General features: G+C 65.4%; 22 protein-coding genes. 17 read left to right on the top strand and 5 right to left on the bottom strand.

What is annotated here, in order from left to right; all coding sequences use genetic code 11:
• Positions 1-6: 6 nt before the first annotated feature.
• From AC54AF_RS03255 to AC54AF_RS03180, 16 genes are all read left to right on the top strand, one after another.
• Entirely contained in the window at positions 7-1464 is a 1458-nt protein-coding gene (locus AC54AF_RS03255) for a murein hydrolase activator EnvC family protein (protein WP_496635441.1), read from the top strand.
• Positions 1465-1511: 47 nt separating this feature from the next.
• Positions 1512-3005: a S41 family peptidase gene (locus AC54AF_RS03250; protein WP_496635323.1), complete on the top strand. Its 1494-nt coding sequence runs from the start codon at positions 1512-1514 to the stop codon at positions 3003-3005.
• 88 nt (positions 3006-3093) lie between these two features.
• Positions 3094-3855 (top strand): HesA/MoeB/ThiF family protein, encoded by a 762-nt coding sequence (locus AC54AF_RS03245; protein WP_496635321.1) that lies wholly within the window; start codon positions 3094-3096, stop codon positions 3853-3855.
• Between the two features lie 93 nt (positions 3856-3948).
• On the top strand, positions 3949-4401 hold the full coding sequence (gene gspG / locus AC54AF_RS03240) for a type II secretion system major pseudopilin GspG (protein WP_035823835.1): 453 nt from the start codon (positions 3949-3951) through the stop codon (positions 4399-4401).
• Positions 4402-4413: 12 nt separating this feature from the next.
• Positions 4414-4908 (top strand): GspH/FimT family pseudopilin, encoded by a 495-nt coding sequence (locus tag AC54AF_RS03235; RefSeq protein WP_046681998.1) that lies wholly within the window; start codon positions 4414-4416, stop codon positions 4906-4908.
• Complete coding sequence (gene gspI, locus AC54AF_RS03230) at positions 4905-5288, top strand: type II secretion system minor pseudopilin GspI (protein ID WP_034783570.1); 384 nt, start codon at positions 4905-4907, stop codon at positions 5286-5288. The genes AC54AF_RS03235 and gspI overlap by 4 nt, the downstream gene beginning before the upstream one ends.
• Complete coding sequence (locus AC54AF_RS03225) at positions 5288-5911, top strand: PulJ/GspJ family protein (RefSeq protein ID WP_496635318.1); 624 nt, start codon at positions 5288-5290, stop codon at positions 5909-5911. The genes gspI and AC54AF_RS03225 overlap by 1 nt, the downstream gene beginning before the upstream one ends.
• Positions 5908-6876: a type II secretion system minor pseudopilin GspK gene (gspK, locus tag AC54AF_RS03220; RefSeq protein ID WP_496635316.1), complete on the top strand. Its 969-nt coding sequence runs from the start codon at positions 5908-5910 to the stop codon at positions 6874-6876. The genes AC54AF_RS03225 and gspK overlap by 4 nt, the downstream gene beginning before the upstream one ends.
• A 19-nt stretch (positions 6877-6895) precedes the next feature.
• Positions 6896-8125, top strand: coding sequence for a type II secretion system protein GspL (gene gspL, locus AC54AF_RS03215; protein ID WP_496635314.1), 1230 nt, complete (start codon positions 6896-6898; stop codon positions 8123-8125).
• The gene (locus AC54AF_RS03210; RefSeq protein ID WP_496635312.1) at positions 8122-8655 is read left to right on the top strand and encodes a type II secretion system protein M; all 534 of its coding nucleotides are present in this window, start codon (positions 8122-8124) and stop codon (positions 8653-8655) included. The genes gspL and AC54AF_RS03210 overlap by 4 nt, the downstream gene beginning before the upstream one ends.
• A complete protein-coding gene (locus tag AC54AF_RS03205; RefSeq protein ID WP_496635310.1) occupies positions 8652-9428 on the top strand; it encodes a type II secretion system protein N in 777 nt (258 codons plus the stop codon). The genes AC54AF_RS03210 and AC54AF_RS03205 overlap by 4 nt, the downstream gene beginning before the upstream one ends.
• The gene (gspD, locus tag AC54AF_RS03200) at positions 9425-11671 is read left to right on the top strand and encodes a type II secretion system secretin GspD (protein WP_496635308.1); all 2247 of its coding nucleotides are present in this window, start codon (positions 9425-9427) and stop codon (positions 11669-11671) included. Before AC54AF_RS03205 ends, gspD begins: the two co-directional genes overlap by 4 nt.
• Positions 11672-11681: 10 nt before the next feature.
• Complete coding sequence (gene gspE, locus AC54AF_RS03195; RefSeq protein WP_077398708.1) at positions 11682-13103, top strand: type II secretion system ATPase GspE; 1422 nt, start codon at positions 11682-11684, stop codon at positions 13101-13103.
• 10 nt (positions 13104-13113) lie between these two features.
• Positions 13114-14334 (top strand): type II secretion system inner membrane protein GspF, encoded by a 1221-nt coding sequence (gene gspF, locus AC54AF_RS03190; RefSeq protein WP_496635306.1) that lies wholly within the window; start codon positions 13114-13116, stop codon positions 14332-14334.
• A 16-nt stretch (positions 14335-14350) separates the two neighbouring features.
• Positions 14351-14911: a type II secretion system protein N gene (locus AC54AF_RS03185; protein WP_496635304.1), complete on the top strand. Its 561-nt coding sequence runs from the start codon at positions 14351-14353 to the stop codon at positions 14909-14911.
• A gap of 58 nt (positions 14912-14969) precedes the next feature.
• A complete protein-coding gene (locus AC54AF_RS03180) occupies positions 14970-17225 on the top strand; it encodes a patatin-like phospholipase family protein (protein WP_496635302.1) in 2256 nt (751 codons plus the stop codon).
• Here the strand turns inward: AC54AF_RS03180 and AC54AF_RS03175 are convergent.
• On the bottom strand, positions 17198-17983 hold the full coding sequence (locus tag AC54AF_RS03175) for a helix-turn-helix domain-containing protein (protein ID WP_034783557.1): 786 nt from the start codon (positions 17981-17983) through the stop codon (positions 17198-17200). The genes AC54AF_RS03180 and AC54AF_RS03175 overlap by 28 nt on opposite strands.
• 167 nt (positions 17984-18150) lie before the next feature.
• On the opposite strand from AC54AF_RS03175, the gene AC54AF_RS03170 reads away from it, so the two are divergent.
• Positions 18151-18765, top strand: a complete 615-nt coding sequence (locus AC54AF_RS03170) for an outer membrane protein (RefSeq protein ID WP_496635300.1) — start codon at positions 18151-18153, stop codon at positions 18763-18765.
• Positions 18766-18918: 153 nt separating this feature from the next.
• On the opposite strand, the gene AC54AF_RS03165 is transcribed toward AC54AF_RS03170, so the two are convergent.
• The 4 genes from AC54AF_RS03165 to dksA form a co-directional block, all read right to left on the bottom strand.
• Entirely contained in the window at positions 18919-19113 is a 195-nt protein-coding gene (locus AC54AF_RS03165; RefSeq protein ID WP_496635298.1) for a hypothetical protein, read from the bottom strand.
• 18 nt (positions 19114-19131) lie between these two features.
• Positions 19132-20484, bottom strand: a complete 1353-nt coding sequence (hslU, locus tag AC54AF_RS03160; protein WP_131687960.1) for an ATP-dependent protease ATPase subunit HslU — start codon at positions 20482-20484, stop codon at positions 19132-19134.
• A 136-nt stretch (positions 20485-20620) separates the two neighbouring features.
• Positions 20621-21157 (bottom strand): ATP-dependent protease subunit HslV, encoded by a 537-nt coding sequence (gene hslV, locus AC54AF_RS03155; protein WP_034753065.1) that lies wholly within the window; start codon positions 21155-21157, stop codon positions 20621-20623.
• 222 nt (positions 21158-21379) lie between these two features.
• Positions 21380-21832: an RNA polymerase-binding protein DksA gene (dksA, locus tag AC54AF_RS03150; RefSeq protein ID WP_034753066.1), complete on the bottom strand. Its 453-nt coding sequence runs from the start codon at positions 21830-21832 to the stop codon at positions 21380-21382.
• Between the last annotated feature and the right edge of the window lie 311 nt (positions 21833-22143).

Below are 22143 nucleotides of genomic sequence, written 5' to 3'. Positions count from 1 at the left end.
GGTGCCATGCTGTGCCTGGCGCTGCTGCTGTCCAGCGGTGCCGCGCAGGGCGCCAAGCCCACCGAACGCAGCAAGCAGAAGGCGGCCGCGGAAGCACAACGTGCTGGATTGCAACAAAAACTGACGGCGCTCAAGCGCGACATCAGCCGCACGGAAAGCGCCAAGGACGACGCGGCCGATACCCTGGCCGAGTCGGAAGAGGCCATTTCCAACGCCAACCGCGCCTTGCGCGACCTGGCGCAGGAACAAAGCGAGACGGGCGTGAAACTCAATGCGCTGGGGCAAGAGCACCAGCAATTGACGGCCACGGTCGAGAAACAAAAGGCGCAGCTGTCAAAGTTGCTTCGTGAACAATATGTCGCCGGCAACGAAGACCGCATCAAGCTGCTCTTGTCGGGCGACAATCCGAACCGCATCAACCGCGACTTGCAGTTGATGGCGTATGTGTCGCAGGCGCAGGCGCGCCTGCTGGACGCCTTGCGCGCCAATTTGCTGGCGGTGGAGAAAAACCAGGCGGACGTGCAGAACGCCAAGGATGAACTGGAAGAAATCGCGCAGGAGGAGCGCGACCAGAAGGCCCTGCTGGTGCAAGAGAAGGCGCGCCGCGCCGCCTTGCTGACGAGCTTGTCGCAGCGCCTGGTGGCCCAGCGCAAGGAAGTGGGCAATGTCGAGCGCGACGAACAGCGCATGGGCAACCTGGTCGACAGGCTGGCGAAACTGATCGAAGAACAGGCCGCAGCCGCCGCAGCTGAAAAGAAACGCCAGCAATTGCTGGCCGAACAACGCGCCGCCGCCAAAGCGGCCGCCGACGCCAAGATCGCGGCGGAAAAACGCGAGCGTCTGCTGGCCGCGCGCGCCAAGGCTGCCCAGGCGCAGGCCGAACGCGAACGCCTGGCGAAAGAGCAACAAAACAAATCGGGCAAGATCAAGCCGCAAACGCCGCCACCGCCGCCCGTGAAACTGGAACCGATCGACGACGACGAGCCGCCGCAAGTGGCCAAGGTGGCACCGAAGCCCGAACCCAAGCCGGAACCGGAACGTCCAAGCCTGGGCCCGGCCGCGCCAGCTGGCGCCTTTGCCAGCCTGAAAGGGCAGCTGCGCGCCCCCGTGGCGGGCAAGATCGCGGCCCGCTTCGGCAGCAAGCGCGGTGACGGCCCCAGCTGGAAGGGCGTGTTCATCCGCACGGGCGAAGGCAGCGAGATCCACGCCATCGCCGGCGGCCGTGTCGTGTTTTCCGACTGGCTGCGCGGTTTCGGCAATTTGATCATCGTCGACCACGGCGGCCAGTACATGAGTATTTATGGCAATAACCAGTCCTTGCTGAAACGGGTGGGCGACGCCGTCAAGGGCGGCGACGCCATTGCCAGCGCCGGCAACAGCGGCGGCAACGAGGAATCAGGGCTATACTTTGAACTGCGTCATCAGGGCCGCGCCTTCGATCCAGCCACCTGGGTGAAGTTTTAAGTTCCCACCATTGCTGCGGCAGCGAATTTGTAGATTGTGAAGAAGACATGGGCATCAAAGTCAAAAGTATCGGCCTGATCGGTCTGGGCGTACTGGCCGGCATCGGCATGTCGCTGCAGTTCCCGGCCGTGGCGCAAAAAATCACGAATGCCCCGCTGCCGCTCGACGAGCTGCGCCAGCTGTCCGACGTCTTCGGCTTGATCAAGTCCGATTATGTCGAGAAGGTGGAAGACAAGAAACTCTTGACGGAAGCCATCTCCGGCATGGTCTCGTCGCTGGACCCGCACTCCGTGTACCTCGATAAAAATGCGTTCAAGGAAATGCGCGAAAGCGTGCAGGGCAAGTTTGTCGGCATCGGCATCGAAGTGAGCATGGAAGACGGCTACGTGAAAGTCGTCTCGCCCATCGAGGACAGCCCTGCCGCCAAGGCCGGCATCCAGGCGGGCGACCTGATTACCCGTCTCGACAACCTCCCGCTGAAAGGCTTGCAGCTGGAGGAGGTCATCAAGAAGATGCGCGGCCAGCCCGGCAGCAAGCTGGTGCTGACGATGTCGCGCAAGGGCGAAAGCCGCCCGCTGGTCTTCCCCATCGTGCGCGAGGAAATCCGCGTGCAAAGCGTCAAGGCCAAGATGGTCGCGCCCGGCTATGCCTGGCTGCGCATCGCCCAGTTCCAGGAACCGACCGTCGATGACATGGTCAAAAAGATCAACGCGCTGTATGCGCAAGACCCCAAGCTCAAGGGCCTAGTGCTGGACTTGCGCAACGATCCCGGTGGCGTCGTGCCGGGTGCCATCGGCGTGGCAACAGCCTTCCTTCCGGGTAACTCCGTCATCGTCTCGACCAAGGGCCAGCTGCCGGAATCGAAACAGGTGTTTTATGGCCGCCGCGAATTCTATGCGCCGCCGGGCACCAAGGCCGACCCGCTGGCCAAGCTGCCGGCCGCGCTGAAAACCGTGCCGCTGGTGGTGCTGGTCAATGCCGGTTCCGCCTCCGCGTCGGAAATCGTCGCCGGCGCCTTGCAGGATTACCGGCGCGCCACCGTCATCGGCACGCAAACGTTCGGCAAGGGTTCCGTGCAAACCTTGCGCCAGATCACGGCCGACACGGCCGTCAAGCTGACGACGGCCCGCTACTACACGCCGAAAGGCCGGGCCATCCAGGCGCGCGGCATCGTGCCCGACTTGCTGGTCGATGAAACGGCCGAAGGCGATGGCTGGAACAGCCTGCGCGTGCGCGAGGCGGACCTGGAAAAACACTTGAGCAGCAACGATGGCATGCCGGAAGCGGCCAAGCCGACCATGGAAGGCATGCAGGATCAATTGGAAGAAGAGCAGCGCCTGATCGCCACGGCGAAAAAGCGCAAGCCGCTCGAATACGGCGCCAAGGACGATTTCCAGCTGCAGCAAGCCTTGAACCACTTCCAGGGCTTGCCGGTACAGCTGGCCAAGGTGGACCCGAAGGCGGAGAAGATCGGCGCCAAGCCGGAAATTGCGTCCGACATCAAGGCCGACGATAAGAAGATTCCTGTGCAGAAGCCGTGATGCTTAACCCAATGCAAGTGCCGGGGTCAGTCGCTTCGCGATCGGGATGTGCCCCATTGGGGCGCATCCCCCCGGCGGGTCTGACCCCATGAACGACGCCCAACTGCTGCGCTATTCGCGCCATATCCTGCTTGATCAGATCGGCATCGAAGGCCAGCAAGCCTTGCTCGACGCGCATGTGCTGGTGATCGGCGCGGGCGGGCTCGGCTCGCCGGCGGCCATGTATCTGGTCGCCAGCGGCGTCGGCAAGCTGACCCTTGTCGATGACGACACGGTCGACCTGACCAACCTGCAGCGCCAGATCGCCCACACCACACAGCGCGTGGGGCAGCCGAAAGTGCTGTCGGCGCGCGAGACCTTGACCGGCATCAATCCCGAGATCGATATCGTCGCCCTGCGGGAGCGCCTCGACGGCGCGCGCCTGGCCGAACTGGTCTTGTCAGCCACGGTGGTGCTCGACTGCACCGACAACTTCGCCACGCGCCATGCCGTCAACCGCGCCTGCGTGGCGGCCAGGGTGCCGCTGGTGTCGGGTGCCGTGATCCGTTTCGATGGGCAAGTGAGCGTGTTCGACCCGCGCGCGGGCACCCAGCCGTGCTACTCCTGCCTGTTTCCGCAGGAGCAGCAGTTCACGGACGAGGCGTGCTCGACCATGGGCGTGTTCGCGCCGTTGGTCGGCGTGGTGGGCGCCATGCAGGCGGCCGAGGCGCTGAAACTCATCATGGGCGTGGGCGAATCGCTGGCCGGACGGCTGCTGCTGCTCGACGGTTTGCACATGGAATGGAGCAGCATGCGCGTCGCGCGCGACCCCGGCTGCGCCGTTTGCGGCGAAGTGGTCTTGCCGGCCTGACAGCCTCCGCACAAATTTTTCCCTATATGACAGGCATTGTCATATTTCCGCTTTATACTCTGCTCTCATTACTCACCTTCTTCTCTCTTTCTTATGCAAAACGCAGCAAACCATCCGATACGCCAGCGCCGCGCGCGCGGCTTCACCTTGATCGAAATCATGGTCGTGGTGGTGATCATGGGTATCCTCGCGTCGCTGGTGGTGCCCAAGCTGATCGCCCGCACGGGCGAGTCGAAAGTGGCGGCGGCGAAAGTCGACATCGCCACCGTGATGCAAGCCTTGAAACTGTATCGCCTGGATAACCAGCGCTACCCGACTACCGAGCAGGGCTTGCAGGCGCTGATCGAAAAACCCACCACGGGACCGGCCGCGAATGGCTGGAAGGCGGGCGGCTACCTGGAAAAGATGCCGAAGGATCCATGGGGCAACCCGTACCAGTTCCTGTCGCCGGGCGTGAAGGGCGAAGTCGACATCATCTCGCTGGGCGCCGACGGCCAGCCTGGCGGTAGCGGCGACGATGCCGATATCGGCTCCTGGGAACTGTAAGTTTTCCATTGCATGCCCGCCATGACCACCGGTCGCGCACTGCCCCGGCCACGCGCCAGCGGCTTCACGCTGATCGAGCTGCTGGTGGTGATGGTCATCATCGGCGTCACCCTGGGCCTGGTGTCGCTGAACGCCATGCCGAATGGCCAGCAAGCCCTGCAGAAGGAAGCCGAGCGCATCGCCCTGCTGCTGCAGCTGGCGCGCGATGAAGCCATCGTGCGCAGCCGGCAGGTGGCATTCGAGGCTGACGAAAATCAATACCGTTTCCTGGTCCTCAATGAAAAGCTGTGGCAACCCGTGACGCAGGACGATTTGCTGCGCGAGCGGGCGTTTGCCAACACGCCCATGCTGCTCAGTGTGCAGCCCTCGAACAGCGTGGCCCAGCCGCTGCGCATCATCTTCGGCCGCGAACCGGTCGACAAGCCTTTCGTGCTGACCCTGGCCAGCGGCGAGCGCAGCGTGGCCATCCGCGCCGACGGCATCGGCCACTTCACGGTCGAGCAATGATGCGGCTCCCACGTCATGGCCGCCAGCGCGGCTTCACTTTGCTGGAAGTCCTGGTCGCCCTCGTCATCGTCGGCACGGCCCTGGGCGCCTCGCTGCGCGCCGTCGGCAGCCTGACGCAGAACAGCGACGGCTTGCGCAGCGCCATGATGGCCACCTGGTCGGCGGAAAATCACCTGGTGCGCTTGCGCCTGGCGAAGACGTTCCCGCAGACGGGCAAGCGCACGGTCGATTGCCCGCAGGGCGATCTGAAACTGATCTGTGAAGAGGAAGTGGTGGCCACGCCGAATCCCCGCATCCGGCAAGTGCGCGTCAACGTCTATGACGCGCAGTATCCGGCCCGGCGCATCGTGCGCCTGGTGTTACTTTCTTTTAACGACTGATGGCGCGCCGTCACCTTCCCGCCAAGGGGTTCACCCTGATCGAGCTGCTCGTGGCGATCGGCATCCTGGCCATGGTCGCCGTGCTGGGCTGGCGCGGCCTGGACAGCATCATGCGCTCGCGCGAAGTGCTGACCAGCCAGCTGGAACAGGCGCGCGGCATGCAGCTGGCGTTTGCCCAGATGCAGAGCGATTGCGACCACCTGGCCGGCGCCGGCCAGAGCAATACCCTGCTGAATGGCCGCATCAACCTGTCGGCGGAAAATGACCGCCTGACCCTGGTGCGCCTGGCCGCATCGGAACAGGAGCCGCAGCAGTTGCAAGTGGTCACTTACCGCCTGCGCGGCGGCGTGCTGACGCGGCGCGAGTCGAACGGCACGCGCGACCTGGCCGTGCTCGACACCCTGTGGCAGGCGGCGCGCGACGATACCGATACCTCCGGCGCCGACGTGGCCCTGATGCAGGGCGTCGACAGCATGGTCATGCGCGGCTGGAGCAATGGCGCCTGGAACGTGCTGACGGCGGGCGCCACCATCTCCACGCAAGTGCCGGGCCTGGAAGTGACCCTGCAGATGCCGGGCCAGGACGCGGGCCTGTCGAAAGTCTTTCTATTGGGGCCGGGATGAAGCACTTTTCGCTCCCCGCGCGCCAGCGCGGCGTGGCCGTCATCACGGCCTTGCTGCTGACGGCGCTGGCCATCACCGTCGTCGCCAGCCTGTTCTGGCAGCAGCAGGTGCAAGTGCGTTCGATGGAAAACCAGCGCCTGCGTCTGCAGACGCAGTGGGCCATGCGCGGCATGGTCGACTTCGCCCGCTTCTGGCTGCGCCAGGACAATCCCATGCTGACGGCGCTTGATGGCGTATGGGCCACGCCCATCGAGGAAGCGCGGCTCGACGATTATGTGGACCGCGAAAAGGTCGACACGGAAAAATTCGACGCCACCGTCTCGGGCCGCGCCCTCGACGCGCAGGCGCGGTTTAATATTACCAACCTGGTCGACGCCACGGGCGGCATCAATCCGAAGCAGGTGCTGGCCTACCAGCGCCTATTGTCAAACATGCAGCTCGATAGTTCCCTGGCGCAGGCGACGGCCGACGCCGTGCTGCGCGCGCGGCCGAAACCGCGCACGGCCGGCAGCGATGGCAAGGCCCCCGCCGCCCCCGCCGCCACGGGCGGCAGCAGCGAACCGGTGGCCTTCACGCAGGTCGAGGACTTGCTGGCCGTGCCCGGCTATACGCCGCAAATCATCGAAAAGCTGCGCGATTTCATCATCGTGCTGCCGGAAATCACGGCAGTGAACGTGAATACGGCGCCGGCCGAGGTGCTGGCGGCCGTGACGATGATGTCGCTGTCCGAGGCCAGCGCGCTGACCTTGAGCAATCCGCGTAAAAAGTTTGTCGATAAGTTAAATTTCCAGAATAATATCAATGCCGCATTGATTGACGGCATCGAGCTTGACGTGAAGAGCCGCTATTTCCTCACCGTCATCCGCGTGCGACTGGACCGCGCCGCCCTCGACGCCGTGGCGCTCGTCAATCGTAAAACGGATCCGCAGCGCACCACCAGCCTGGTGTGGCTGCGGGAAAATTAACAGCTGAAAGCGAGTCACTTTGACAATACTGTATATCCGTCACCCGGCCAAGGCGTCCACCGACAGCGCGCCTGCCTGCTCCTTCGCGTTGGCCGGCGACGGCGGCGCCCTGTTGCAGCAGGGCAGCGCGCCGCTGGGCAGCCTGGGCCAGCTGATCGCCGGCGCGAAGCAGGTGGTGCTGCTGCTGGCGGCCGCCGACGTGACCCTGCTGCGCCTGAAAACGCCGCCGCTGGCCGGTGCCCGCCTGCGCGCGGCCTTGCCGGGCCTGGTGGAAGAGCACATCCTCGGCGACACCCAGGATTGCCTGCTGGCCGCCGGCGCGCCCGATGCTGCCGGCATGCGCACGGTCGCCGTGGCGCAGCGCGCCTGGGCCGAGGTACTCGTGAAGGCTTTGCTGGCGCAGGGCGCGCGCAAGGTGGCGCTGCTGCCGTCGCAACTGTGCCTGCCCTTGCAGCCGGGCAGCGTGACGGCTTCCTTGCATGCGGCCGGCGACAGCCTGGAACTGGCCTTGCGCCAGGCGCCGCAAGAGGGCCTGGGCCTGGTCTTGCCGGCCCAGCCGCAGCAGGCGCTGCTGACGACGCGCGCGTTTGCCGGCGACGTGCCGCTGACGGTGTATGTGGCGCAGGCCGAGCTGGCGCAGTATCAGCAGCTGGCCGCCGGCATGGAGGGCGTGACGCTGGAGCCTGACCACTGGGCGCACTGGATCGCCGGCGCCAAGGGCGCGGGACTGGACCTGGCCGGCGCCTTGGGCACGGCGACGGGCTCGGCCACCGAATGGCGCCGCTGGCGCTGGCCCATCCGTCTGGCGCTGCTGGCCGTGATCGTCAACCTGGCCGGCATGAATATCGAATGGATGCGGCTGAAGCGCGAGGCCGCCACTGTGCGCACCTCGATGCAGCAAACCTTCAAGGCCGCGTATCCGAACGAAGCGCCCGTGTATGGGCTGGAAGCGGAGCAGATGCGGCGCAATATCGCCGCTGCCCGCCTGCAGGGCGGGCAAGCCAGCATGGATGATTTTACGAGCATGAGCGCGGCGCTGGGCGAGGCGCTGGGCGGTCTGGTCGGGCGCGGCGTGGTGGCATCGCTGGAATACCGCGAGCGCAGCCTGATCGTCAGGCTGAAGCCGGACATGGTCGACGCCAGCGCCCAGTCGCAGGTGCGCGATGGCCTGGCCGCGCGCAAGCTGGTCTTGAATGAAACGGCGCCGGGCGTGTGGAAGATCACGCCGACCACGGGAGCAAAAGCATGAGTGCAGCAGTCAACAAGGCGCGCGCCGCGCTGGCGGGACAACAGCAAAATGTGCAGGCCTTCTGGGCCGAGCGCACGCAGCAGGAGCGCAAGCTGCTGGCCATCGGCGGCGTGGTGGCGGGGCTGGCCCTCGTCTACGCCGTATTCTTCGAGCCGGCCTGGATGGGCCGCATCGCCTTGCAAAAGAGCTTGCCCGAGCTGCGCCAGAACGCGGCCCAGCTGCAGGCGCTGGCGCGTGAAGCGGGCGAGCTGGCGCGCCAGGCGCCCGTGCAGGTCGCTCCCATGAGCCGCGACAGTCTCGACGCGTCGCTGAAGGCGCGCGGCCTGGCGCCGCAGTCGCTGTCGCTGACGGGCGAGTACGCGCGCGTGCAGTTGAACGGCGTGCCGTTTGCCAGCGTCATGCTGTGGCTGGACGGCTTGCGCCGCGAAGGCCGCGTGGCGGTGCAGGAAGCGAAGATCACGGCGCAGGGCAAGGCGGGGCTGGTCGATGCCAGCTTGAGCCTGCACCAGAGCCCGGGCGCGGCGCGATGATGCGCCTGCTTGGCTGGCTGCTGGCCATCGTCGTCAGCGTCTGCATCACCCTGCTGGTGTTTTTCCCGGCCGGCTGGGTGGCCAGTATCGTGGAAAAGCAGACGGGCGGACGTTTGACCTTGGGCGACGCGCAAGGTACCCTGTGGCGCGGCTCGGCCTTCATCGGTGGGGCGGCCAGCGCGAACGGCGCCGTGACGCCGCTGCTGCCGGGGCGCTTCAGCTGGCGCATTTCGCCGTCCGTGCTGTGGGGATCGGTGGACGTGGAGCTGCAGAATGCGCTGGCGCTGTCGCAGCCGGTCAACCTGCGCGGCTCGTGGTCGCACTGGCAGGTCAGCCCGGCGGCCCTGCTGCTGCCGGCCGATGGCCTGGGCGGCCTTGGCGCACCGTTGAACACCGTGGCGCCGACGGGCAGCATGCGCCTGTCGTGGAGCACCCTGCAGCTGGCCCTGGAAAACCAGCAGTTTTCCGCCGTCGGCCGCACCACCTTGCAGATGACGGACATGGCCTCGCGCCTGTCGTCCTTGCGTCCGCTGGGCAGCTACGAGCTCGATTTCGATTGGCAGGGGCAGCAGGCGACGTTGACACTGCGCTCCATCAAGGGACCGCTGCTGCTCGACGGCAGCGGCAGCCTGCAACAGGGGCGCATGCAGTTTTCCGGCCAGGCCCAGGCCGCAGCAGGATATGAAGAGACCTTGGCGAGTTTGTTGAATTTGCTGGGACAGCGCCGTAGCAATAGCGAAAAAAACATCATCGCCTTAGAGTTCAGACAATGAAAAAACCATCCGTGAGCCCAAATAAATCCACCTTCTCGCTGCGTCGCCTGTCGGCCGCCGCCTTGCTGTGCTGTTCCGTGGCCGGCATGCCGGCACCCGTCTGGGCCGCGCCTGGCGACGAAGCGGCGCTCAATTTCGTCGGCGCCGACATCGAGTCGGTGATCAAGGCGGTGGGTCATTACACCAACATCAATTTCGTCATCGACCCGCGCGTCAAGGGCACGATCACGCTGGTATCGGAAAAATCGATCAGCAAGACGCAGGCCTTCGCGCTGCTGGCCTCGGCCTTGCGCCTGCAGGGCTATGCGGTGGTCTCCGGCGACGGCTATGCGAAAGTGGTACCGGAAGCGGACGCCAAGCTGCAATCCGTGCCGACCCAGGTGGGCAACGGCGCCAGCCAGGTGAAGGGCGACCAGATCGCCACCCAGGTGTTTTACCTGAACTACGAATCGTCGGCCAACCTGCTGGCCGTGCTGCGCCCCTTGATTTCGCCGAACAACACGATCAACGCCAACCCGGGCAACAACTCGCTGGTGATCACCGATTACGCGGATAACCTCAAGCGCCTGGCGAAGATCATCGCCGCGCTCGACGTGCCCGCCTCGACGGACCTGGACGTGATCCCCGTGCGCTACGCCATCGCGTCCGACCTGGCTTCGATGGTGAACAAACTGATGGAAGGCGGCAATGCGGGCGCCGGCGCAGGGGCCGACGCGGGCAAGGTGTCCGTGCTGGCCGACCCGCGCACCAATTCGCTGGTGCTGCGCGCGCCGTCGGCGGCGCGCGCCAACCTGGCCAAGTCGCTGATCTCGAAGCTGGACCAGCCCACCACGCAGCTGGGCAACGTGCACGTGGTGTACCTGAAGAATGCGGACGCCACCAAGCTGGCGCAGACCCTGCGCTCGGTGGTGACGTCGGACGGCACGGCCGCCTCGGCGCAGCAGCCAACCAGCAACAGCCTGAATACGAACAACCAGAATAGCCAGGGCGGCGGCATGAACAGCACTGGCCTGGGCGGCAACACGCAAAGCGGCACCTCGGGCGGCGCGTCGCTGAGCAACGGGCCGCAGCAGCTGTCCTCGGGCGGCGCGGCCGGCTTCATCCAGGCCGACGCCTCCACCAACACCCTGATCCTGACCTGCAACGAGGCCGTCTACCGCAACCTGCGCGCCGTGATCGACCAGCTCGATGTGCGCCGCGCGCAGGTCTACATCGAGGCGCTGATCGTCGAAGTGACGTCGGCCAAGGCATCCGAGTTCGGCGTGCAGTGGCTGGGACTTTCCGGCGACAGCAGCAGCAACTACCGCGTGGGCGCGCTGCAGTCGTTCGCCTCCGGCACCACCAACAACATCGCCGCCATCGCCACGGGCGGCGGCAAGGTCTTGCCGACGGGCGGCCTGACTGTCGGCATCTTCAAGCAGATCAACGGCGCGCTGGGCCTGGGCGCCGTGGCGCATGCGCTGGAATCGGACGGCAACGCAAACATCCTGTCGACGCCGAACCTGATCACGCTGGACAACGAGCTGGCGACCATCAAGGTGGGCCAGAACGTGCCTATCCTGACGGGCCAGTACACCAGCACGGCCGGCACCAACACGAACCCGTTCCAGACCATCGACCGCAAGGAAGTGGGCCTGACCCTGAAGGTGCGTCCGCAGATTTCCGAAGGCGGCACCATCAAGCTGGGCATCTATCACGAGACGTCGAGCGTGGACAAATCCACGTCGACGGCCGTCAGCGGCATCACCATCAACAACCGCGTGATCGAAAACAATGTGCTGGCCGACGATGGCCAGATCATTGTTTTGGGCGGCCTGATCGAGGACAGCACGGGCGACAATGCGGAAAAAGTGCGCGGCCTGGGCGACATTCCCCTGATCGGCAACCTGTTCAAGTACCAGACGCGCGAGCGCAAGAAAACCAATCTGATGATCTTCCTGCGCCCCGTCATCGTGCGCAACAAGGAGCAGAGCGGCAGCCTGGCGGCCGACCGCTACGACTACATGCGCTCGGCCGAGACGGCCGCCGTGCCGGCCACGGGCAATCTGATGCTGAAAGACCTGGGCACGCCGGTGCTGCCGGCCTTGCAGGATGGCCAGCCGGTGGGCGGCAACATGGTGACGCGTCCCGTGCCGCCGGCGCCGACGCCGCCGCCAGGCGCGCCGGCCAACGCGGCCACGCCGCCGCAGCCGTTGCTGCAGCAGTATCAGCAGCAGCCGCAACAGCAGCCGCCGCAGAAGTGATGGGACAGCCATGAGCAATCTGCTTCCCTACGCCTACGCGCGCGATTTCGGCCTGCTGGCGCGGCCCGGCGCCGTCGACGGCGCCCCCGTCGAGGTGCTGGTGGCCGCATCGACGGCGCCGGCGGCGATCGCCGAAGTGTCGCGCCGTTTCGGCCAGATCCAGCTGACGGTGCTGCCGCGCGGCGACCTCGATGCGGCCATTGCCGGCGCCTACGCGGGCGGCGGCGGCGACGCGTCGCAGATGGCCGATGAATTCGACGCCGACCTGGATTTGACAAAACTGCTGCAGGACGTGCCGGCCATCGAGGACTTGCTCGAATCGTCCGACGACGCGCCCGTCATCCGCATGATCAACGCGCTGCTGACGCAGGCGCTGCGCGAAGGCGCGTCCGACATCCACATCGAGCCGTTCGAGCAGACCTCCGTCGTGCGCTTTCGCATCGACGGCAGCCTGCGCGACGTGGTGCGTCCGCGCAAGGCCATCCACGGTTCGCTGATCTCGCGCATCAAGATCATGGCGCAGCTCGACATCGCCGAAAAGCGCTTGCCGCAGGACGGCCGCATCACCCTGCGCGTGGGCGGCAAGCCCGTCGACGTGCGCGTCTCGACCCTGCCCACCGGGCATGGCGAACGGGCCGTATTGCGTTTGCTGGACAAGGAAGCGGGCCGCCTCGACCTGCAGCACCTGGGCATGAGCGCGCCCATGCTGGGGCAGTTCGACGGCCTGATCACGCAGCCGCACGGCATCGTGCTCGTCACGGGGCCGACCGGCTCGGGCAAGACGACGACCCTGTATGCGGCGCTGTCGATGCTCAACGCCACCACCACGAACATCCTGACGGTGGAAGACCCGATCGAGTACGACCTGGCCGGCGTGGGCCAGACGCAAGTCAATCCGCGTATCGACATGACCTTTGCCAAGGCGCTGCGGGCGATTTTGCGGCAAGACCCGGACGTGATCATGATCGGCGAGATCCGCGACCTGGAAACGGCGCAGATCGCCGTGCAGGCATCCTTGACGGGCCACCTGGTGCTGGCGACCCTGCACACCAACGACGCGTCGGCGGCCGTCACGCGCCTGCTCGACATGGGCATCGAACCGTTCCTGCTGTCGTCGTCGCTGCTCGGCGTGCTGGCGCAGCGCCTGGTGCGCAAATTGTGCGGTTCCTGCAAGACCTTCGACGGGCAATACTGGCAGGCGGTCGGCTGCGAGCATTGCGGCCAGACGGGTTACCAGGGCCGCGTGGGGGTGTATGAGCTGCTGCGCACGACGGAGCAGATCCGCGCGCAGATCCACAATCGCGCTTCGGAAGCGGAAGTGCGCGCGGTGGCCCTGCAGGATGGCATGACGAGCATGCGCGACGACGGCGAACGCTGGCTGCGCGACGGCACCACCACGCAGGCTGAATTGCTGCGCGTGACCAAAGACTAGGCCCGCCACCATGCCCGCATTCCGCTATGAAGCCGTCGACGCGCAAGGCGCCACCCGCAAGGGCGTGCTCAATGCCGACAGTCCCCGTTCCGCGCGCGCCGAGCTGCGCGTGCAAGGCCTGGTGCCGCTGGCCGTCGAGCCGATCACCGCGCAGGTTGACGCCGCCGGCGTAACCAAACGGCGCGGCTTCGGCGAACGCCTGTCGAGCACCGAGCTGGCCCTGTTTACGCGCCAGCTGGCCAGCCTGCTGGAAGCGGGCCTGCCGCTGGAGCAGGCCTTTTCCGCCTTGCTGGAACAGGCCGAGCGGCCGTATCTGCGCGACCTGATCGCCTCGATCCGCTCGGAAGTGATCGGCGGCGCCGCGTTTTCCGACGTGCTGGCGCGCCATCCGCGCGATTTCGCGGAAATTTACCGGGCCCTGGTGGCGTCGGGCGAGCAGATCGGCCATTTGTCGCGCGTGCTCTCGCGCCTGGCCGACTACATCGAGCGGCGCAACGCGCTGGTGCAGAAGGTCAAGCTGGCGTTCACGTATCCGGCCATCGTCACGGTGGTGGCGTTTTCCATCGTCATTTTCCTGCTTACCTATGTGGTGCCGCAGATCGTCTCCGTGTTCGCCAATACCAAGCAGAAGCTGCCCATGCTGACGGTGATCATGCTGGCGCTGTCGGACTTCGTGCGCCACTACGGCATCGTCGTGGCGCTGATTCTGGTCGGCGCCTGGTTCGCCTGGCGTCGCGCGCTGCAGCAGCCGGCCCTGAAGCGGCGCTGGCATACCTGGCTGCTGACGGCGCCCTTGTATGGAAAATTCGAGCGCAGCCTGAACACGGCGCGTTTCGCCAGCACCCTGGCCATCACCACGGGTTCCGGCGTGCCGATCCTGCGCGCGCTTGACACCAGCCGCGACACGCTCACCAACGTGGCGATGCAGGAGCTGGTGCAGGAGGCCAGCGGCGCCGTGCGCGAGGGCGTGAGCCTGGCGCGCGCGCTGTCGGCGCAAAAGCATTTTCCGCCCATGCTGATCCACATGATACGCGCCGGCGAAATCACGGGCGAGCTGCCGGCCATGCTGGAACGGGCCGCCAGCGCGCAGGAGCAGGACCTGGAACGCCGTACCCTGACGATCGCCGGCCTGCTGGAGCCGGCCCTGATCCTGGCGATGGGCGTGGTGGTGCTGCTGATCGTGCTGGCCGTGCTGATGCCGATTATCGAAATCAATCAGCTCGTCAGATAAGAAACCCAAGGAAGCCATGAAGCGTTTGCCCCAAGTTACAAGTTTGCTCGCCGTCGTGGCGCTGTCCGTGTCGCTGGCCTATTGGGCCATGCAGCTGTTCAAGGCGCCGCAGCGTCCCATCAATCCGCCCGCCGTACCGGTGGTGCAGGACGCCAGCGTGGAGGCGGGCGCCTCGCTGTTCGGCGGCCAGGTCAGCGTGGCCACAGCCAGCAACTACCAGCTCAAGGGCGTGGTCGCCGCCGGCAATGGCCGCGGCAGCGTGGCCATCATCTCGACCGACGGCAAGCCTTCCGTGGCCCTGCCGGCAGGCGCCGAGGTGGTGCCCGGCGTGACGGTGCTGGAAGTGCATGCGCGCCACGTGCTGCTGCGCGATGGCGGCGTGAGCAAGCGCATCGACCTGGTGGCCGACGACAAGGCGCTGGCCTTGCCGGGGCTAGTGTCTGCCACCACGCCGGCCGCGCCCCCTGCGCCGGTCACGAACCTGGTGCCGCCACCGCTGCCGATGGAGCAGCAGCGGCCGGCGACCATGATGCCGGCGCCGCAAGTGAGCGGCAGCGTGCCGCCGCCGTCGAATTAACGCTGTTCTTATCGTACTTTGCCGATGGCGCCGTGCCGCCATCGCTACAGGAGTCTTCATGTTCTCGATCCGTGCCGTCCTGGCGGGCTGCGTGGCGGCGCTGTGCGCCTTGCCGCCGGCTGCCGCAGCCGACATCCCCGCCGCCACAGTTTCTCCCGTTGCTACCCTTGCCGTCCCCACGCCCGTCGCGGCGCGTCCGCGCATCGCCCTGGTGCTGTCGGGCGGCGGCGCGCGCGGTCTGGCGCATATCGGCGTATTGAAAGTGCTCAAGGAACTGCATGTGCCGGTCGACATGGTGGTGGGCACCAGCATGGGCGGCGTGGTGGGCGGCGCGTATGCGGCCGGCGCTTCCGTGGCGGACCTGGAAAAGATGGCGCGCGAGACCAACTGGGCGCGCGTGGTGGCGGACCGTCCGCCGCGCGACGAACTGGCGTTCCGCCGCCGCGAGGAAGATTTGCTGCTGCCGTCGCGCATCGAATTTGGCGTGAGCCGCAACGGCATTTCCACGCCGCCGGCCGCGGCCAGCAATGCGGCGCTGGAGATGGCCCTGAGCCGGCTGCTGCCGGCCGGCATGCGCGACCGTCCCGCCAGCCAGCTGCCGCTGCCCTTCCGCTCGGTGGCCTCGGACCTGGTCAGTGGTGAGCTGGTGGAACTGGTCGATACGCCATTGTTCCTGTCGATGCGCGCCTCGCTGGCCGTGCCGGGCGTGTTCGCCCCCGTGCGCGTAAACAACCGGCTGGTGGTCGATGGCGGCCTGGTGCGCAACCTGCCCGTCGACATGGCGCGCGCCATGGGCGCCGACATCATCATCGCCGTCAACGTGGGCACGCCGCTGGCGCCGGAAAAAGACCTGGGCAGCGCCATCGGCGTGGCGCAGCAGATGCTGCAGATCCTCACGGAACAGAACGTGCAGCGCTCGCTCAAGGAATTGCGGCCGCAGGATGTGCTGGTGGCGCCGGACCTGACGGGCGTCAGTTTCCTCGACTTTGAAAACTATGCGCGCGCCATGCGCGCCGGCGAACAGGCGGCGCAGGCGCTGGCCGCCCGCCTGGCGCCGCTGGCGCTGCCGCCGGAACAGTATGCGGCGCGCGAGCAGTTGCGCCTGGCGGCGCCGGCCTTGCTGGACGTGGCCCTGCCGCTCACGCGCCTGGCCGTGGAGAGCGAAGGCGACATCAATCCGCGCATCCTGCAGGCGCAATCGGGCCTGGTGGAGGGGCAGGCGGTCAGCCAGGAAGATGTGCTCAAGGCGGCGGCCAAGCTGTATGGCCGCGGCGACGTGGCGCGCGTGGAGACGGAAGTGGTCGATTCGGGTGACCAGCGCACGGTCAATATCAAGGCGGTCGAAGCGCCGTGGGCCAGCAACCGCCTGCGCGTGGGCCTGGAGCTGTCCAGCGATTTCAGGGACAGCAACAGCTTCGCCCTGAAGCTGCTGCACGTGCGCTCGAATCTGAACAGCTGGGGCGGCGAGTTGCGCAGCACGGCGCAGATCGGCAATGCGCGCGGCTATGGCGTGCAGTTCTGGCAGCCACTGGGCGCAGGCAACCCCTGGTATATCGCGCCGCAGCTGCAGTACACCTCGTCGGCGATGGACGTGTTCGACAAGGGCCGGCGCAGCGCGCGCGTGGCGTATAACGGCCAGACGGCGGCGCTGGTGCTGGGACGCGAGTTCGGCACCTGGGGCGATTTGCAAATCGGTGTCACGCGCACGGAGATCAAGGGCAAGCTGGCGATCCCGGCCGATCCCGCGCAGCCCGAGTCGCGTGTGCTGGGCACCACCCAGTTCGTCCAGTTCCGCGTCGATACGCTCGATTCGCCGGGTTTCCCCACGCGCGGCGCGCTGCTCGACGCCACCTGGACGCGCGCCTCGACCACGGGTTCGGGCGAAGCGGCGCTGGGCCGTTCTTCGCTGACGGCATTGAAGGCTTTCGGCTATGGCAACTGGGCCGGCCACGTGTATGGCGAGTGGGCGCGCGCGCAGCGCGGCGAGGCGCCGCTCAGCCTGGGCGGCTTCCTGCGCCTGTCCGGCACGGATTTTGAATCGGTGAGCGGGCGCAGCATCGCCCTGGCGCGGGTGGTGATGGCGCGCCGCATCGGTTCCCTGCCCAGCACCCTGGGCGGCGCCGTGCGGGCCGGCTTTTCGCTGGAAATGGGCGGTGGCTTCGACCAGAACGAACGCTGGAAGAGCAGCAAGTTCACGCAGGCCAGCAGCGCCTTCATCTCCGTCGATACCCGCTTCGGCCCCGTGTACGTGGCCTCTGGCGCGTCCAAGGGCGGCGAGAGCACCTTCTATCTGTTCCTGGGACCGGTCTGGTAAGGCGCCGCCGGGGCGGCGGACGCCGTGCTGCGGCGCAGGGCCGTGAAGGCGGCAAATTCCCATGAACGAAACCCCAGCAGCAGGGTAAAGCCGTCGCGCTCGGCGGGCGCAAGGCGCCGGTCGTTCTGGTGCAGCCGCGCCAGTTCCTCGGCCAGCTGGCGGATCTTTTGCACCAGCTCCTGCGCGCTCGACAGCGACAGACGCGCCGGAATGCACATCAGGGTTTCGCCGGCGCCGTCAAAATGCCCGCTGAAATAATCGGCCACCACGTGTTCGCGGAAGTATTGCTGCACCGGGCCGTCGGCCAGCCAGTGGAAAGCGTTCGAGACGCGCAGGCTGTAGCGGTTCAGCGGCTTGAGTTCGATCAAGCCCAGCCGGTCCAGCTCGGCCAGGCAGCCGATGCATTCGGCCTGCGTCAGCGCATACGTTTCCACCACTTGCTCCAGGCTCCAGTGACCGAGGCAGCAGATCGCCACCAGCAGCAGGCGCGGATGCGCCACCAGCGACTTTTCCTGCACCAGGGTGAGCGTGTCGGCATGCGGCGTGATGTCGGCCGCGCCGCGCAGCACGTCTTCCATGGCGATGCCAGAGGCCTTGCAGATCAGGGCCAGGCGCGACAGCGACATGTCGTGCTGGCCAAACATGCGCTTGACGCTCGACTCGCTCATGCCGATGCGTTCGGCCAATACCTTGTACGTGATGCCGGCGGCGCGCAGTTGGGTGCGCAGTACGCGCAAAACCAGTTCAGGTGAACTCACGATAGTTCCTTTATGCAAGTTTGGTAGCGGATGACGGTACCGAATGTAGCCGTTAATGGCACTTTGCACAAGGTGATAGTACTTTTCGGCAAAAGCGATGACACTCCCGCTTGTGGCTCGCGCAGCGCGCTACAACCAGGCAATCCATCCACTTGTAGAGGTTATCCATGTTCTCCAAATTTCATTTTCCAGCAGCGATACTGGCGCTGGCCGCCATCGCTCCCCTGCATGCCGCCGCAGCCGAGCCTGCACCAGGTCCGTTCTATGCGGGCGCCAGCTACGGCTTTCGCGCCAGCAGCGGCCTCGATTGCATCGCCGGACAAAGCGATTGCGACAAAAGCAGCAAGCGCAATGGCAAGGCCTACCTGGGCTACAGTTTCGACGCGCTGCCGTTTCAGGGGGGCGTGGCCCTGCCTTCGATTGAGCTGGTGGGGTACATGGGTGGCGAGGTCAAGTCCGGCTTCGACACGGGCGCCGGCAAGCGCGCTGGCCGTGGCAAGTTCACGGGCCTCGGCATGCAGGGCGTGCTCGGTTACCAGTTTGACGCGTTTACACTGAGCGGCCGCGCCGGCGCGGCCTACACGCAGGGCAAGGTCGATTATCTGGGCGGCGGTTCGGACAAGAAGAGCAAGATCGGCCTGACCTACGGCATCGGCGCGGCGTATGCGCTGAACAAGAACTGGTCGCTGCACCTCGACTGGGATCGCGTGCCGGTGAAGTACAGCGCCAAGCAAACGACCAAGGTCGACATGTTTTCGCTGGGCGCGTCCTACCGTTTCTAAGGGGATGATGCCGCGGCACACAGTGGCCTGATGGCGGACGCCCCAGAAAGGGGTGTCCGCGGGCGGCCTGAAATGTCCATAGCGGCGTTGCACGGCCTCGCCGTATTACTCATACTGTCTTCGTCCATGCGCCTTGCCATGGACATTTCCAGATCAGTCTTTGACGTCAATTTTCAACAGCAATTTCGCCAGCAGGCGTTTTTCCTGCTGGCGCTGGCCTGACACGGTTTTCACGTGTGCCCCGGCGGCGCGCTGCAGGGCTGCAGTGGCGACCGGGTTGCGCGGTTTTTGCGAGGGCTCGACGCGGAACTGCATTTTCTGCCGCGTCGCCAATGCCTTGTTTGCCATCGGTTTCCCCTTTTCTTCTTACAGCACGTAGCGCGACAGGTCCTCGTTGACCGACAGCGCTTCCAGGCGTTCGTTGACATACGCGGCATCGATCACCAGCAGGTTTTCCGTGCTGCTGCTGTTTTCGCTGGCCGTAAACGACACTTCTTCCAGCAGCTTTTCCATCACCGTATGCAGCCGGCGCGCGCCGATGTTTTCCGTGCGCTCGTTGACCGCATAGGCGATTTCCGCCAGGCGCGTGATGCCTTCCGGCGCGAATTGCAAGGTCAGGTTTTCCGTCGCCAGCAAGGCTTCGTACTGCATCGTCAGGCAGGCGTCGGTGCTGGTGAGAATGCGCTCGAAATCGGAGATCGACAGCGATTCCAGTTCCACGCGGATGGGGAAGCGGCCCTGCAGCTCGGGAATCAGGTCCGACGGTTTCGACAGGTGGAAGGCGCCCGAGGCGATGAACAGGATGTGGTCCGTGCGGATCATGCCGTACTTGGTGTTGACGGTCGTGCCCTCGACCAGCGGCAGCAGGTCGCGCTGCACGCCGGCGCGTGAAACGTCGGCGCCGCCCGATTCCGAGCGCGAGGCGATCTTGTCGATTTCATCGAGGAAGACGATGCCGTTCTGCTCGACGTTCTGGATGGCCTTCTGCTTCAGTTCATCCTCGTTCACCAGCTTGGCCGCTTCTTCCTCGACCAGCAGTTTCAATGCTTCGCGGATCTTGACCTTGCGCGCCTTCTTGCGCTGCCCGCCCACGCCCGAGAACATGGACTTGATCTGCTCCGTCATTTCTTCCATGCCTGGCGGCGCCATGATTTCCATCTGCGGACCCGCCTCGGCCAGCTCGATCTCGATTTCCTTGTCATCGAGCTCGCCCTGGCGCAAGCGCTTGCGGAAGGTCTGGCGCGTGCTGTCGCCGCTGCCCGTATCCACGGCCGCCGCCGTATTCGGCGTGAAGCCGAAGTCGCGCGCCGGCGGCACCAGGATGTCGATGACGCGGTCTTCGGCCGCATCTTCGGCGCGTGCGCGCACTTTCTTCATTTCCAGCGCGCGCGTCTGCTTGATGCCGATGTCGATCAGGTCGCGGATGATGGTGTCGACGTCGCGCCCCACGTAGCCCACTTCGGTGAACTTGGTCGCTTCGATCTTGATGAACGGCGCCTCGGCCAGCTTGGCCAGGCGGCGCGCGATTTCCGTCTTGCCGACGCCCGTGGGGCCGATCATGAGGATGTTCTTGGGCGTGATTTCATGGCGCAGGGGCTCGGCCACCTGCTGGCGGCGCCAGCGGTTGCGCAGGGCGATGGCGACGGCGCGCTTGGCCTTGGCCTGGCCCACCACGTGCTTGTCGAGTTCAGTGACGATTTCCGACGGGGTCATGTTCATGATCATAGTTGGCTTTCTATCTTTCTTTTGCGTAGAGTGCCCGAAAAACGTTCAGGGCAAGGCGCTTGGCCGCAGGCAGTACCTTTTTGTACGCCCAGGCCAGGCAACGCAGCCATGGGCGTTTTCTCGGGGACTCTTAATCCAAGGTCTCGATGATGTGGGACATATTCGTGTAGATGCACAGCTCGGCGGCGATGGTCAGCGATTTCTTGACCACGTCGGCCGGCGACAAGTCCGTGTTTTCCTGCAGCGCCTTGGCGGCCGACTGGGCATAGGTGCCGCCCGAGCCGATGGCGCCGATGCCGTCTTCCGGTTCCAGCACGTCGCCATTGCCCGTGATCACCAGGGTCGACTCGCTGTCGGCCACCAGCAGCATCGCTTCCAGGCGGCGCAGCACGCGGTCGGTGCGCCAGTCCTTGGCCAGCTCGACGGAGGCGCGCAGCAGATTGCCCTGGTGTTTTTCCAGCTTGCCTTCAAAGCGGTCGAGCAAGGTAAAAGCGTCGGCGGTACCGCCGGCAAAGCCGACCAGGACCTTGCCCTGATACAACTTACGCACTTTGCGGGCCGTGCCCTTCATGACGATGTTGCCCAGCGTTACCTGGCCGTCGCCGCCCAGGGCGACTTGCTTGCCGCGCCGGACGCAGAGGATGGTGGTGCCGTGAAATTGTTCCATAGAGACCTCAAAAGATTCGTGCCGATGCGTGCAAGGCCATGCGATTGCGCGCCCATGGCTCAAAAGTGGGGATGGAAAAGGCAATTGCAAGCGGCACTTGCCGCTGCCGCGTCTGCTTCAGTGTAGTCGGCGCGGGACGAAAAAAAAGCACGCAACCGAGGTTGTGTGCTTTTTTATCGCCATCGCGGAGCTGCCGGGGCGGCCGCGCAAGGGGAGGGGCGATCAGTCGCCGTAGAGTTTTTGCTTCAGTTCGCGCCGTTGCTGGGCTTCCAGCGACAGGGTGGCGGTCGGACGGGCGATCAGGCGCGGGATGCCGATCGGCTCGCCCGTTTCTTCGCACCAGCCATAGTCGCCGGCGTCGATGCTGGCGATCGATTGCTGCACTTTCTTCAGCAATTTGCGCTCGCGGTCGCGCGTGCGCAGTTCCAGCGCATGCTCTTCCTCGATGGTGGCGCGGTCGGCAGGGTCCGGTACGAGCACGGTTTCACGCAAGTGTTCCGTGGTTTCGCCGGCGTTTTTCAGCAGGTCTTTTTCGAGCTGCTGCAGGCGCGCCTTGAAGAATGCCAGTTGTGCCGGATTCATGTAGTCATCTTCGCTCATGGCGCGAATTTGGTCTTCGCTGATGAGAGGGATGTCTTGGTTGGCGGCCGGGGTCGATTTATTAGTTTTGGTCATAACTTCGCTTACCTTCGATACGACAGAGTTTTCAAATTGATCAGTTGATGCGGCGATACCGAGCAACTGTACAGGTTCCGCTTGGCATTGCTGTCCCGCTGTACTGCGTGCGACCTTGGCTTGCCGGCGAGAGCCAGGATTACCGGCAGGCTATGGTGCCATGTTGATAACTTTTTACCGCTCTATGCCAGTCGCGCTATGCGCGCGACAACGGGCGTGTTGGGTGGATCGCTTGCATGCCTTGCATGCGGCCAGCGGCAGTTTGCCAGCATTTCATGACAGGCGAACGACATGGGCCGTTTTCGTCGCTG

The sequence above is a fragment of the Janthinobacterium sp. JF4 genome (assembly GCF_059617925.1).
Note: the sequence above shows the minus strand (reverse complement) of the source record. Positions and strands in the feature narration are given on the sequence as shown.

Bases quoted from the DNA above. Each gene is read 5' to 3' on its own strand.
- AC54AF_RS03255 (WP_496635441.1), top strand. From the start codon at position 7: ATGCTGTGCCTGGCGCTGCTGCTGTCCAGCGGTGCCGCGCAGGGCGCC.
- AC54AF_RS03250 (WP_496635323.1), top strand. From the start codon at position 1,512: ATGGGCATCAAAGTCAAAAGTATCGGCCTGATCGGTCTGGGCGTACTG.
- AC54AF_RS03245 (WP_496635321.1), top strand. From the start codon at position 3,094: ATGAACGACGCCCAACTGCTGCGCTATTCGCGCCATATCCTGCTTGAT.
- gspG (WP_035823835.1), top strand. From the start codon at position 3,949: ATGCAAAACGCAGCAAACCATCCGATACGCCAGCGCCGCGCGCGCGGC.
- AC54AF_RS03235 (WP_046681998.1), top strand. From the start codon at position 4,414: ATGCCCGCCATGACCACCGGTCGCGCACTGCCCCGGCCACGCGCCAGC.
- gspI (WP_034783570.1), top strand. From the start codon at position 4,905: ATGATGCGGCTCCCACGTCATGGCCGCCAGCGCGGCTTCACTTTGCTG.
- AC54AF_RS03225 (WP_496635318.1), top strand. From the start codon at position 5,288: ATGGCGCGCCGTCACCTTCCCGCCAAGGGGTTCACCCTGATCGAGCTG.
- gspK (WP_496635316.1), top strand. From the start codon at position 5,908: ATGAAGCACTTTTCGCTCCCCGCGCGCCAGCGCGGCGTGGCCGTCATC.
- AC54AF_RS03210 (WP_496635312.1), top strand. From the start codon at position 8,122: ATGAGTGCAGCAGTCAACAAGGCGCGCGCCGCGCTGGCGGGACAACAG.
- AC54AF_RS03205 (WP_496635310.1), top strand. From the start codon at position 8,652: ATGATGCGCCTGCTTGGCTGGCTGCTGGCCATCGTCGTCAGCGTCTGC.
- gspD (WP_496635308.1), top strand. From the start codon at position 9,425: ATGAAAAAACCATCCGTGAGCCCAAATAAATCCACCTTCTCGCTGCGT.
- gspE (WP_077398708.1), top strand. From the start codon at position 11,682: ATGAGCAATCTGCTTCCCTACGCCTACGCGCGCGATTTCGGCCTGCTG.
- gspF (WP_496635306.1), top strand. From the start codon at position 13,114: ATGCCCGCATTCCGCTATGAAGCCGTCGACGCGCAAGGCGCCACCCGC.
- AC54AF_RS03185 (WP_496635304.1), top strand. From the start codon at position 14,351: ATGAAGCGTTTGCCCCAAGTTACAAGTTTGCTCGCCGTCGTGGCGCTG.
- AC54AF_RS03180 (WP_496635302.1), top strand. From the start codon at position 14,970: ATGTTCTCGATCCGTGCCGTCCTGGCGGGCTGCGTGGCGGCGCTGTGC.
- AC54AF_RS03170 (WP_496635300.1), top strand. From the start codon at position 18,151: ATGTTCTCCAAATTTCATTTTCCAGCAGCGATACTGGCGCTGGCCGCC.
- AC54AF_RS03165 (WP_496635298.1), bottom strand. From the start codon at position 19,113: ATGGCAAACAAGGCATTGGCGACGCGGCAGAAAATGCAGTTCCGCGTC.
- hslU (WP_131687960.1), bottom strand. From the start codon at position 20,484: ATGAACATGACCCCGTCGGAAATCGTCACTGAACTCGACAAGCACGTG.
- hslV (WP_034753065.1), bottom strand. From the start codon at position 21,157: ATGGAACAATTTCACGGCACCACCATCCTCTGCGTCCGGCGCGGCAAG.
- dksA (WP_034753066.1), bottom strand. From the start codon at position 21,832: ATGACCAAAACTAATAAATCGACCCCGGCCGCCAACCAAGACATCCCT.